The organism is Campylobacter sp. BCW_6466 (genome assembly GCF_001762835.1).
GTDB lineage: Bacteria > Campylobacterota > Campylobacteria > Campylobacterales > Campylobacteraceae > Campylobacter_D > Campylobacter_D jejuni.
Map to the genome: position 1 here is coordinate 1 of NZ_MJXO01000028.1, position 13,390 is coordinate 13,390.

The 13,390-nt window shown below is 36.1% G+C and carries 5 protein-coding genes, 2 tRNA genes and 3 rRNA genes; 2 read left to right on the forward strand and 8 right to left on the reverse strand.

All coding sequences use genetic code 11. From position 1 onward, the window contains the following. Positions 1 to 108: 108 nt before the first annotated feature. The 8 genes from rrf to AJ887_RS02490 all read right to left on the reverse strand — a co-directional run bounded on the left by rrf (position 109) and on the right by AJ887_RS02490 (position 11,134). Positions 109 to 225: ribosomal RNA gene (gene rrf / locus AJ887_RS02455) — 5S ribosomal RNA — on the reverse strand. A 294-nt stretch (positions 226 to 519) separates the two neighbouring features. Then, positions 520 to 3,577, reverse strand: a 23S ribosomal RNA gene (locus tag AJ887_RS02460). A 726-nt stretch (positions 3,578 to 4,303) separates the two neighbouring features. Next, positions 4,304 to 4,380: transfer RNA gene (locus tag AJ887_RS02465), tRNA-Ile, on the reverse strand. Positions 4,381 to 4,388: 8 nt separating this feature from the next. After that, positions 4,389 to 4,464: transfer RNA gene (locus AJ887_RS02470), tRNA-Ala, on the reverse strand. Positions 4,465 to 4,566: 102 nt separating this feature from the next. Then, positions 4,567 to 6,079 (reverse strand): 16S ribosomal RNA (locus AJ887_RS02475). The 16S, 23S and 5S rRNA genes sit together here with 2 tRNA genes alongside, the layout of an rRNA operon. 733 nt (positions 6,080 to 6,812) lie before the next feature. Then, positions 6,813 to 7,859 carry a type II asparaginase gene (locus tag AJ887_RS02480; RefSeq protein WP_079860885.1) on the reverse strand — a complete coding sequence of 349 codons (1,047 nt, stop codon included), beginning with the start codon at positions 7,857 to 7,859 and terminating at the stop codon, positions 6,813 to 6,815. 85 nt (positions 7,860 to 7,944) lie between these two features. Further along, complete coding sequence (recJ, locus tag AJ887_RS02485; protein ID WP_044778554.1) at positions 7,945 to 9,516, reverse strand: single-stranded-DNA-specific exonuclease RecJ; 1,572 nt, start codon at positions 9,514 to 9,516, stop codon at positions 7,945 to 7,947. After that, positions 9,503 to 11,134 carry a CTP synthase gene (locus AJ887_RS02490; RefSeq protein WP_044778556.1) on the reverse strand — a complete coding sequence of 544 codons (1,632 nt, stop codon included), beginning with the start codon at positions 11,132 to 11,134 and terminating at the stop codon, positions 9,503 to 9,505. The genes recJ and AJ887_RS02490 overlap by 14 nt, the downstream gene beginning before the upstream one ends. Positions 11,135 to 11,253: 119 nt before the next feature. Between AJ887_RS02490 and thyX the strand changes: the two genes are divergently transcribed. Both thyX and AJ887_RS02500 read left to right on the forward strand, forming a co-directional pair. Continuing rightward, positions 11,254 to 11,877 (forward strand): FAD-dependent thymidylate synthase, encoded by a 624-nt coding sequence (gene thyX, locus AJ887_RS02495; RefSeq protein ID WP_044778558.1) that lies wholly within the window; start codon positions 11,254 to 11,256, stop codon positions 11,875 to 11,877. 119 nt (positions 11,878 to 11,996) lie between these two features. Then, positions 11,997 to 13,382, forward strand: a complete 1,386-nt coding sequence (locus AJ887_RS02500; protein WP_044778560.1) for a cation:dicarboxylate symporter family transporter — start codon at positions 11,997 to 11,999, stop codon at positions 13,380 to 13,382. Positions 13,383 to 13,390 lie beyond the last annotated feature (8 nt).

Here is a 13,390-nt window from a genome sequence, read left to right on the forward strand (position 1 = left end):
TAACCAGCAACAAACTCTTTTTTAAACACAATTCTAAGCATCATCTAAAACAACAATAAAAATAAACATAGGATTTATATATAAAGTAAGTAATGAAGATATTTAACAAGTCCGCAATGAGCTACTTTCCCCCTGCCAGTAAGGCGTAGTATCATCACCCACGATGTGCTTAGCTTCTTGGTTCGGGATGGAGCAAGGCGTTTCCACATCTGTATAATCACGGACATTGTTATTTAAATATTCTTTGAAAGATTGAATTTAAAAAATAAAGCTTAATCTTTCATTTCTTTACTTTTTTCTTTATTCTCTTTCTTCTTTTGTTTTTCTTTCTTCTTTACTTATCTTTTATCTTTGATAAGTTTTTATATAGAATACTTAAAAAACAATGTTAAGAGCAAGTTCTAATACAAACTCTACTTGAAAGATTTTATTAGCTTAAAAACATAATGTTTATATAAATATTTCATATAAAACATTCAAAGCTTTATAAAAACCTTAACAAGGAAGTGATGCTTTATTAAAGATAAGCCAAACGCTCTATTAGTACTGGTCAGCTAAAGGACTTTCATCCATTACACACCCAGCCTATCAAACTAGTAGTCTTCTAGAGAGCTTAGAGAAGATTCATCTTAGAGTTGGCTTCACGCTTAGATGCTTTCAGCGTTTATCCTTTCCAAACTTAGCTACGCTGCGATGCTCTTGGCAGAACAACAGCTACACCAGTGGTTTGTTCAACCCGGTCCTCTCGTACTAGGGTCAAATCTCTTCAATCTTCTTACGCCCACGGCAGATAGGGACCGAACTGTCTCACGACGTTCTGAACCCAGCTCGCGTACCGCTTTAAATGGCGAACAGCCATACCCTTGGGACCTGCTCCAGCCCCAGGATGCGATGAGCCGACATCGAGGTGCCAAACCTCCCCGTCGATGTGAGCTCTTGGGGGAGATCAGCCTGTTATCCCCGGGGTACCTTTTATCCTTTGAGCGATGGCCCTTCCACACAGAACCACCGGATCACTAAGACCGACTTTCGTCTCTGCTTGACTTGTATGTCTTGCAGTTAAGCTGGCTTATACCTTTATACTCTACGAACGATTTCCAACCGTTCTGAGCCAACCTTTGTAAGCCTCCGTTATTATTTGGGAGGCGACCGCCCCAGTCAAACTACCCACCAGACATTGTCCCACTTGAGGATAACTCAAGCTGGTTAGCTACCCAAATAAGAAAGAGTGGTATCTCAACAATGGCTCATATACAACTGGCGTCATATACTCAAAGCCTCCCACCTATCCTGCACATTCTTATCCAAGTAGCAGTGTCAAGCTGTAGTAAAGGTCCACGGGGTCTTTCCGTCTTGCCGCGGGTAGGAGGAATTTTCACCTCCACTACAATTTCACTGGATCCCTCTTTGAGACAGCTCCCATCTCGTTACGCCATTCATGCAGGTCGGTATTTAACCGACAAGGAATTTCGCTACCTTAGGACCGTTATAGTTACGGCCGCCGTTTACTCGGGCTTCGATCAAGAGCTTCGCTAATGCTAACCCCATCAATTAACCTTCGAGCACCGGGCAGGCGTCACACCCTATACATCCTCTTACGAGTTAGCAGAGTGCTGTGTTTTTGGTAAACAGTCGGGAGGGACTCTTTGTTGTAAGTTTCCTTGCTTTCGGAGTAAATCCTAATACAAAGCTAACCACACCTTATACCGAAGATACGGTGCTATTTTGCAGAGTTCCTTAAAGAGAGTTCTTCCACGCGCCTTAGAATACTCATCCCACCCACCTGTGTCGGTTTACGGTACGGGCAACATTAGCTAAACTTAGAAACTTTTCTTGGCTCGACGGCATCAGGGGTTCTTCTATCCATCCGAAGACTTCAAAAAGCCTTTCAGTTCTCGGAGTGTTCTTATACGGATTTGCCTGTATAAGCTCCTACAACCTTAGACTAGCACTTCCATCCGCTAGCCCCCTTAGCCCTAAGCGTCCTTCCATCGCACACTAATGTTGGTATTGGAATATTAACCAATTTGCCATCGTCTACCCCTTTCGGACTCGACTTAGGACCCGACTAACCCTACGATGACGAGCATCGCGTAGGAAACCTTGGGTTTACGGCGTTAATGATTCTCACATTAATTATCGCTACTCATGCCTGCATGCTCACTTCTATTCGCTCCAGCACTCCTTACCGGTATACCTTCGACGCAAATAGAACGCTCTCCTACCACTTGCACACAACTTAAACTACTTAACTTTAGCCTAAGAATATTTTTATTGATTTTACTAAGTTTTATTTCTATCTTTACTCTATAAAAATCAGTAAAAATATAACTTAAAACATATAACTTAGTTTTTTATATTCTCAACTTAAATAATCTAAGTTGTGTGCAAGTCTACAGCTTCGGTACTTACTTTAGCCCCGTTATATTTTCCGCGCAAAATCACTAGACCAGTGAGCTATTACGCTTTCTTTAAAGGATGGCTGCTTCTAAGCCAACCTCCTGGTTGTTTAAGTAACTTCACATCGTTTTCCACTTAAGTAAGATTTAGGGACCTTAGCTGGTAGTCTGGGTTGTTTCCCTCTTGACGACGGATTTTATCACTCGCCGCCTGACTGCTGTGATTACATATAAGGTATTCGGAGTTTGATAGGGTTTGGTACATTGGTGTATGCCCTAGCCCATTCAGTGCTCTACCCCCTTATATTACGACACAACGCTATACCTAAATATATTTCGGAGAGAACCAGCTATCACGAAGTTTGATTGGCCTTTCACCCCTATCCACAAGTCATCCCGGGGCTTTTCAACGCCTATGGGTTCAGTCCTCCACTAGTTCTTACACTAGCTTCAACTTGCTCATGGATAGATCACTTCGTTTCGGGTCTGCAGCATCTGACTAAGCGCCCTATTCAGACTCGCTTTCGCTACGGCTTCGCGTTTGCTTAACCTTGCCAGACACCACAACTCGCAGGCTCATTATGCAAAAGGCAGTCCATCACACTGTATTGCTACATAGTGCTCTGAATGATTGTAAGCAAATGGTTTCAGGTTCTATTTCACTCTGATCACCTCAGTTCTTTTCACCTTTCCCTCACGGTACTTGTGCACTATCGATCTGGTATTAGTATTTAGGGTTGGATCGTGGTCGACCCAGATTCAGACAGGATTCCTCGTGTCCCGCCCTACTCAGGATACTGCTAGCTAAGCTTTGTTTTTCGCATACGGGACTATCACCCTCTATGGCTATACTTTCCAGAATGTTCTGCTAAACTCAGCTCTTGCACATTGCAGTCCTACAACCCCCAGTGCAAGCACTGGGTTTGCCCTCTTGCGCTTTCGCTCGCCGCTACTGACGCAATCTCTATTGATTTCTTTTCCTGAGGGTACTAAGATGTTTCAATTCCCCTCGTTCGCTCCTATATAGGTAATGTATATCTCTATACATTGGGTTGCCCCATTCGGAAATCTACGGATCAAAGCTTCTTGACAGCTCCCCGTAGCTTATCGCAGTCTAGTACGTCCTTCATCGCCTTTACCAGTCAAGGCATCCACCATTCGCTCTTAGTAGCTTACCTTTTGATGTTCTTTTAGCAGATGAGCAAAGCTCATCTTAAAGAACCAAAGCTAAAGGCCTACCCCGCCAACCTAAAAGATATTAGGCTTAAAACGAAATAAACTAAACATTCATTAAAAAATTAATGTAGATAAAGCTTCAATTCTTAATCACTAAAAAAACAATTTGCATAAAAGTTAGATATAACCTAACTTCTACCTTTTTTATTGATTCTAAAACGCATCACTTCCTTGTTAAAGTTTTTATGATAAGACTTCTTTATCTTAAGACGGAAAGCATTCAAACCTTAATATAGAAACTAAATGATTTAGTCTTAACTAAGCTGTGAGTTTGAAACTTGTCTTTAATTTATAAATCTTAAATCTAATATTCTCTTTATTTTAAAGATAAAGATAATTAAAAGATATAAGTTAAACCAAAGAAAAGATAAATAGGTTTTATCCTTTAACAAGTCCTGTAAAATTGTTTTTATTAAAACTTGCTTGTGACTCTTAACAATGATAATTAAAAAGAACATTTAGGTTTAAAACCTAAAGGAAGTATATATATTAATATAATCATTATAAATATAAATACATAATGTATATGCTATTTATATCTATTAAAGTATATTCTTTTATAGTTAAAGATAAAAAAATAAATCTAAGTATAGAGTTTATATTTTATATTTAATCTACTTTATATACTTGCTTTAGATTTTAAAGCTTTTTTATTCAAATCTTTTTTATGGTGGGCCTAACAAGACTTGAACTTGTGACCTCACCCTTATCAGGGGTGCACTCTAACCAGCTGAGCTATAGGCCCTTAATAAATGGTGGAGAATAGCGGGATCGAACCGCTGACCTCCTGCGTGCAAAGCAGGCGCTCTCCCAGCTGAGCTAATTCCCCATAAACAATTAGCTTTATCATCAATCTTTGAAATCTAAACAAGAATCAATTGAGTTTATATATTGAAGTAATAGTGGTGAGACTTATTACTTTGTACTCTAGAAAGGAGGTGATCCAACCGCAGGTTCTCCTACGGTTACCTTGTTACGACTTCACCCCAGTCGCTGATTCCACTGTGGACGGTAACTAGTTTAGTATTCCGGCTTCGAGTGAAATCAACTCCCATGGTGTGACGGGCGGTGAGTACAAGACCCGGGAACGTATTCACCGTAGCATGGCTGATCTACGATTACTAGCGATTCCGGCTTCATGCTCTCGAGTTGCAGAGAACAATCCGAACTGGGACATATTTTATAGATTTGCTCCACCTCGCGGTATTGCGTCTCATTGTATATGCCATTGTAGCACGTGTGTCGCCCTGGGCATAAGGGCCATGATGACTTGACGTCGTCCACACCTTCCTCCTCCTTACGAAGGCAGTCTATTTAGAGTGCTCGGCCGAACCGTTAGCAACTAAATACGTGGGTTGCGCTCGTTGCGGGACTTAACCCAACATCTCACGACACGAGCTGACGACAGCCGTGCAGCACCTGTCTCTAAGTTCTAGCAAGCTAGCACCCTCATATCTCTATAAGGTTCTTAGGATATCAAGCCCAGGTAAGGTTCTTCGCGTATCTTCGAATTAAACCACATGCTCCACCGCTTGTGCGGGTCCCCGTCTATTCCTTTGAGTTTTAATCTTGCGACCGTACTCCCCAGGCGGTACACTTAATGCGTTAGCTGCATTACTGAGATGACTAGCATCCCAACAACTAGTGTACATCGTTTAGGGCGTGGACTACCAGGGTATCTAATCCTGTTTGCTCCCCACGCTTTCGCGCCTTAGCGTCAGTTGAGTTCCAGCAGATCGCCTTCGCAATGGGTATTCTTGGTGATATCTACGGATTTTACCCCTACACCACCAATTCCATCTGCCTCTCCCTCACTCTAGACTATCAGTTTCCCAAGCAGTTTAATGGTTAAGCCATTAGATTTCACAAGAGACTTGATAATCCGCCTACGCGCCCTTTACGCCCAGTGATTCCGAGTAACGCTTGCACCCTCCGTATTACCGCGGCTGCTGGCACGGAGTTAGCCGGTGCTTATTCCTTAGGTACCGTCAGAATTCTTCCCTAAGAAAAGGAGTTTACGCTCCGAAAAGTGTCATCCTCCACGCGGCGTTGCTGCGTCAGGGTTTCCCCCATTGCGCAATATTCCCTACTGCTGCCTCCCGTAGGAGTCTGGACCGTGTCTCAGTTCCAGTGTGACTGATCATCCTCTCAGACCAGTTAAGCGTCATAGCCTTGGTAAGCCATTACCTTACCAACTAGCTGATACTATATAGTCTCATCCTACACCGAAAAACTTTCCCTACTCAACTTGTGTTAAGCAGGAGTATAGAGTATTAGCAGTCGTTTCCAACTGTTGTCCTCTTGTGTAGGGCAGATTAACTATACCTTACTCACCCGTGCGCCACTAATCCACTTCTAGCAAGCTAAAAGCTTCATCGTTCGACTTGCATGTATTAGGCACGCCGCCAGCGTTCACTCTGAGCCAGGATCAAACTCTCCATAATAAACCTTCTTTAGCATCAAGGCAAAGCCTTGACTAAGAAGCAAGCTAAAGGCCTACCCCGCCAACCTAATATAGATAAACTACTTAGATTACATTAAAGAGATAAACCTTATTACTTTTATAGATAGTTTAATCTTTTTCTTCAAAGAAAAAGCTATAAAAGATTAAAAGAAAAGCTTTTAATCTTTTTAAATTAGATTGAATAGATTTTACATAATTACTTATGCCTAAATCTTTCTGGCTCAATCGATCACTTATTTAGATTTCAAAGATTGACTAATAAGATTTGAATAACAATACTAAGTTAAAAGAACAAAACAAAAAATCATTTTTAAATGAAAAGTTTTTAAATTAAAAAACAAGATTTATAAAAAAGCTTTTAGTTTTAAATTAAAAAATTAAGAAAGTTAAAAACTTAAATAATTTAAAAACTTAAAAAATCTAAAATAAAGTTAATTTATAAAATCTACTCAGTTAGTGAAACTTTATAATTTAAAAGATTTTAAGTCCTTTTTTCAAAAAAAGGAAATGAAAGTATAACCAATTAAACTTAAAAGGGGATTAAATAATATAAATATTTGTGTAAGTATTTATATAAGTATTTGGTGGGTTAAAAAATGGGGGCTATATTTTAATGATAATAAAAAATGCAAGATATAATATACTATTATTAGGATTAAAAGGCTTGACTTAGGGAAGATAAATTCCCTAAGTTTAGAAATATTTAAAAAATTTTAATATTTTAAAAAATACTCTTGAATTTTTTTAGGATCACTTGTTTTTGTAAGCGCTAACATAAGCAAAACTCTTGCTTTTTGAGGATTCAAATCTTCAGCACTAATAAAACCTAATTTTTCATCTGAATCACTCACAGCAACACGACCTGCTACAACCCTTGAACTTACAACAACATCAAGTCCTTTTTTTATAAGCTCTTTTAAAACATTTTTTTGATCTTCATGTATACTTCCTGCACCACTTCCTGCAACAACTATGCCCTTAGTTCCATGTTCAAATAGAGCTTTTGCAGCGACACCGCTACCATCATTTGAATAGCTATAAAGAATATCTACTTTTGGCAAACTTGTGAGTTTGCTTACATCAAAAGGAGCGTTTTTTGCATGAGCTTTAGTAACATTATTATAGAAAAAGACTTTACCATCTACTATATAACCCAAATCCCCAAAATCAGGAGAAGAGAAAGCATCAACATTTAAACTATGGGTTTTTACTACACCTCTGGCACTTAAAATTTTATCATTCATAGCTACCATAACACCCTTGCCCTTAGACTCTTTATCAGCAGCTAATGCTACAGCATTGTAAAGATTTTTTGGCCCATCTGCACTTATAGCAGTTGATGGACGCATAGCGCCAACTAAAACTACAGGCTTATCACTTTTAATGGTTAAATTTAGAAAATAAGCAGTTTCTTCCATGGTATCAGTACCATGAGTTATAACCACACCATCCACCCCTTCAGCAAAAAGCTTATTGATTTCTTTAGCAAGCTTTAGCCAAATTTCATCACGCATATTTGAACTATCAATATTTGCTATTTGTTCCCCACTAATATTAGCTAAATCTTGAATTTGTGGAACCGCTTTGATTAAAACATCTATACCAACAACCCCAGCTGTATAACCTGTTGTAGCAACAGCACTATCAATAGAACCTGCTATAGTTCCACCTGTTGCTAAAATAGCAATCTTTGGTTTAGCTTCTGCCATACATGCTCCTATAGATAAAAATACTAATACACATAATAGTAACTTTTTCACATTTCTCCCCTTATTTTGTTAAAATTCGTTTCATTAATGAAACTTATATAATATTAATAAATAATAAATAAAAATTTTATAAAATTTATAAAATTTCTTTAATAACAAACTGTGGAGTTACCATTCCCCTAAATTCATTCTTAGAAATACTTCCAAGCAAAGAAATATTTTGATTCAATTCTGGCTCTTTATCAAAATTAAAAAATAAAGCTTCTATGGTTTTATTTTCCTTGGTTAAAATAAGCTTTAAGTGTTTTTCATCTTTACCTAGAAGTTTTTTATTTTTTACACAAAGATTTTCTAAAACAAAAAAAGGTCGTGGATTTTTATGTCCAAAAGGTTCAAAAGATTCTAAAATTTCAAGCATTTCAAAATCAATTTCGCTAGGTTCTAAGATTCCTAAAATTTCATCCGTATCCAAAAATTCACTTTCAGAAATTTGCGAACATTCTTTTTTGATTTTATTTTTAAATTGTTCAAAATTTTCAGAGTTTAAACTGATTCCAGCAGCACCTTTATGACCACCATAATTGCTTAATATAGAATTTGTCTTAGAAATTAAAGCCAAAATATCAATCTTGCCAACACTTCTTGCACTACCTTTTAAGTGTTCTTCACTTTGAGAAAATACAAAAGCAGGTTTATTAAAATGTTTAGCTAAACGACTTGCCACAATCCCTAAAACACCTTCATGCCAATTTAAACCCGATACCACAATACAAGAATCGTTTTCATCGATTTGATTTAAACTATCTTCAAAAAGCTGTTTTTCCTCATCTTTACGACTTTCATTAAAACTAACAATTTGCTCTAGATATTCTAAAGCTTTATTAAAATCTTTAGTGTGTAAAAATTCATAAGAAATACTTGCATCATCCATTCTTCCAGCACTATTTATAAGCGGAGCAATTAAAAATCCTATATTATCAAGAGCAAATTTATCCTTTTGATAATAATGCTTAATAGCCCTAAAAGCAGCCCTTTTAGATTTGTTAATATGATCTATGCCACGCCTTACTAAAGCACGATTTAAATCTCTAAGTTCCATCATATCTGCAACAATTGCAATCGCCAAAAGTTCTAAAAATTTACACATGTCATATTTAAGCTTGCACACCTCTTTTAAAGCCGCTATCAAATACCATGCGACTTGAGCTCCACAAATTTCAATTTCTGGAAAATCACAATCTTTTTGCTTTGGATTGATAATGGCAAAAGCATCAGGTAAAACATCTTGAGGCATATGATGATCAGTGATAATCAAATCTATATTTTTTTCTTTACAGAGTTTGGCTGCTTCAAGAGCAGCTATTCCATTATCTACTGTTATTATTAAATTTACATCAAGTTCGTTGATGATCTCAGCATTTAATCCATATCCATCTTTAAAACGATTTGGAATTCTTACTATATAATCAAAACCTATATCATCGAAAAATTCTGCCATAATAACACAAGAAATGATTCCATCAACATCATAATCTCCTACTATGGCGACTTTCTCATTTTTTTCTACAGCTTCTTTGATGCGATTAGCTGCTTTATATGCATCCTTTAAACAGCATGGCAAAGGCAGATCACAAAGTTTGGTATGCAAATCTTTTTCAAAGCGTGAAGCCAAAATTTTTTTAATTTCATTTTTATTAATTATCTTCATAGTTTATAGCTGCCTTGATAAAACTGCAAATCACAGGATTAACATGCTCAAGTCTTGATGTAAATTCTGGATGAAACTGCACAGCCAAGAAAAAAGGATGACAGTTAAGCTCAACTGCTTCAATCAATCCTTTGCTTTCACCACTTACAATCAAACCGTGTTTTTCAAAATCTGCTCTATATTTTGGATTTGCTTCATAGCGATGACGATGGCGTTCTTTTACACTCTTTACTTCATTATAAACCTTAGCCAAAAGGGATTTTTCCTTGATATCACATTTATAAGCCCCTAAACGCATAGTTCCACCTAAAGGAGTTTTTGCAGTACGAATTTGTTTTTCTCCATTTGTATCCATAAATTCATCAATCAAATAAACCACAGGATTTTGGCATTTTTCATTAAATTCACTTGAATTTGCATCTTTAAGTTTTAATACATTTCTAGCAACTTCCACCAAAGCAAGCTGCATACCTAAACAAATTCCTAAAAAAGGAATTTTATTTTCTCTTGCGTATTGAATGGCTTTTATCTTACCTTCTACACCACGATATCCAAATCCCCCAGCAACCAAAATTCCACTCACATCTTTAAATACTTCAGAACTTTCCATATTTTCAAGTTTTTCACTATCTACCCATTTTAACTCCACTTTAGTATCTAGGGCTGCACCTGCGTGTATAATAGCTTCAGTAAGGCTTTTATAACTTTCTTTTAAATCCACATATTTGCCTACAAAAGCGATTTTAACTTCATTGCTTGGAGCTATAACTCTTTTTACCAAAGAGTCCCAATTTTCCATGTTAGGTTTTAAATTTTTCAAATCCAAAATTTCAGCAATAGGGCTTAAAATATCTTGCTTTAAAAAATTAAGTGGAATTTGATAAATACTAGCCGCATCAACACTTTCTATCACGCAATTTTTTTCCACCCCACAAGAAATAGCAATTTTATCTTTTAAATCTCTATCAAGAGCTTTTTCACTACGACAAATAATCATATCAGGACTAATGCCTATGCGTCTTAACTCGCCTACACTATGTTGAGTTGGCTTTGTTTTTAATTCTCCTGTAGCCTTGATAAACGGTACTAGAGTAAGATGAATATTCATAGCATTATTTTTACCCACTTCCAAACGCAAAGCACGAATAGCTTCTAAAAAAGGCAAGCCTTCTATATCCCCAACAGTTCCGCCTATTTCAACGATGAGTATATCTTTGCCTTCTCCTGCTTTTTTAATGCGATCTTTGATTTCTCCTACTATATGAGGGATAACTTGAATGGTTTTGCCAAGATATTCTCCACGCCTTTCTTTTTCAATCACACTTTGATAAACGCGTCCTGTAGTAAAGTTATTATCTTGAGATAAACTCTCATCCAAAAAACGCTCATAATGTCCCAAATCAAGATCCGTTTCTGCTCCATCATCAGTTACAAAAACTTCCCCATGCTCAAAAGGACTCATGGTGCCTGGATCGACATTGATATAAGGATCAGCTTTTAAAATACTCACTTTAAGCCCTGAATTTTTTAAAAGTGTTGCGATAGAAGCAGCAGCTATCCCTTTACCCAAAGAACTTAAAACTCCGCCTGTTACAAAAATATATTTTGTTTGTTTCATTGATAATAAGCCTTATTTTTTTATCTAATTATAGCTTGATAAAACTTTTTATTTCATTAGAATTTTAAGTAAAAAATGCAAGAATTATAAAAAATATTTTTATCAAAAAAGGAATAAGCATGCAAATCACTTTACTTTTTCACACTCCATTATCTATTTGTTCTCATGCAACAAGAACTTGTTGGCAAAGCTTTGAAAAAGGCGATTGCGGTGGCGAAAAAGATAAAGAACTTATCGATCGCGTGGGTAATAAATTCAAACACGCTTCAACCTTAGAACATCTAAACTATACTTTTTATATACAAGGAATTTCAAGAGCTTGTTTGCAAGAAGTTGCAAGACACCGTCACACTAGTCCTAGTGTAAAAAGCACGCGTTATACCTTAAAAGAACTTCGCAATGAAGCTGAATTTAAAACAGGAGATTTTGAAAATGCAAGCCGTTATCTTGTGCTTTGTGGCAATGAAGAGGTTGATAACGCAAGTATTAAAGCCTTAGAAAATTTACGCACTATTTTACAAAAAAGCATTAGTCTAGATATAGCCAAATACTGCTTACCAGAAAGTTATAAAACCGAACTTACACTAACGATTAATGCAAGAAGTTTGCAAAATTTCATATCTTTGCGTAGTTCAAAATCAGCTCTTTGGGAGATTAGAAATTTAGCAAATGCTTTATTTGAAGCCTTACCACAAGAACACAAATTTATATTTGAACATTGCCTACATAAAGATATAGAATAAATCATACTAATTTTATCTTATTTAAAATATTTTTATGCTACCATTTATAAAATCAAGCTTTATGCAAGTATATTTTCATATACCTTGTGCTTGATTATAGTTTCTTATAAGGACTTTTTATGGATAAACAATTTTTTCAAGATTTTCTAATGATTTCACAAGCTCATACTATAACTACTCTTGCTATGCTTTGCGTTGTTTTTTACGCATTAAAAAAAATGCGGGATATAAAAATCAATTTTTCTCTTCGCATGCTATTTGCGCTTTTAATGGGTTTGGGGTTTGGTTTTGCTTTGCAATATTTGGCAAATTTTCCAGATGCTAAAGAAGCAAGTAATATTCTTTGGTATAGTGAAACAAAACATTGGTTTGCATTTGTAAGTTCTGTTTTTGTAGCTTTTATAAAAATGCTAGTTGTTCCTCTTGTAAGCATTTGCATTATAAAAGTAATTATAGAAATTGATAAAAATATCAAAATATCCTCCTTGCTTGGAATAAGTCTTTTTTGGATACTCTTTAGCACAGCCATAGCTGCAACCTTGGGTATATTTTTAGGTTATAGTTTTGATTTAGGAAGTAATTTTGCTATACATGAAGGAGATAAACAAATTCGCGAAATTCAAACTTTTTCAAATATTATACTAGGGCTAATACCTAGCAACATCATTACAGCTATTAATAAAGAAAATATTATAGCTATTGTCATTTTTTCTTTTTTTATAGGAATTAGTGCTAAAAAAATTTCTAAAAAAGAAGAGTATGAACAAGCCTTTAAAAGTTTTCATAATTTTATCCTAACCTTTTATAATATTATGATAAACATGACTGCTACAGTTATTAGATTTATGCCTTATGCTGTAGTTTGTATGATGGCTAATGTGCTTTTAAGCAATGGTTTTGAAGCTATCAAAACAGCTGGACTTTTTATAATACTTATTTATATAGCTATGTTTATAATGTTCGGCGTGCATTTTTTACTTCTTGCTTCACAAGGGCTAAACCCTATAAAATATGCAAAAAAAGCCTTTCCTGTATGGTTATTTGCATTTAGCTCAAGATCCTCTTTAGGCGCTTTGCCTATGACCACTTCAACTTTGCAAAATAAATTTGGAGTTAATTCAGCTATAGCTAATTTTGTAGCATCTATAGGTACAACAACAGGACTTAATGGTTGTGCAGGATATTTTCCAGCTTTAGCGGCAGTTTTTGTAGCTTTTGCTACACATACACATATTGATTTTACATTTGCTTTAATGATAGTTTTGGTAGCTGTTATTGGATCCTTGGGTATAGCTGGGGTGCCTGGAAGCGCAACTATGGCAGCTTCTATTATGCTAGCAGGGATTGGATTTGGTAATAATTTTGTCATGCTAAGTTTGATTTTAGCCATAGATCCTATTATAGATATGGCAAGAACAGCAAGCAATGTCTCAGGAGCTATGACTTCGGCACTTTGTACTGCAAAAAATCTAAAAGCTCTAGATAAAGAAATTTACAATTCTTAATCTTTTAA

Coding starts and splice junctions, on each gene's coding strand:
- AJ887_RS02500 (WP_044778560.1), top strand. CDS start 11,997: ATGGATAAACAATTTTTTCAAGATTTTCTAATGATTTCACAAGCTCAT.
- thyX (WP_044778558.1), top strand. CDS start 11,254: ATGCAAATCACTTTACTTTTTCACACTCCATTATCTATTTGTTCTCAT.
- AJ887_RS02490 (WP_044778556.1), bottom strand. CDS start 11,134: ATGAAACAAACAAAATATATTTTTGTAACAGGCGGAGTTTTAAGTTCT.
- recJ (WP_044778554.1), bottom strand. CDS start 9,516: ATGAAGATAATTAATAAAAATGAAATTAAAAAAATTTTGGCTTCACGC.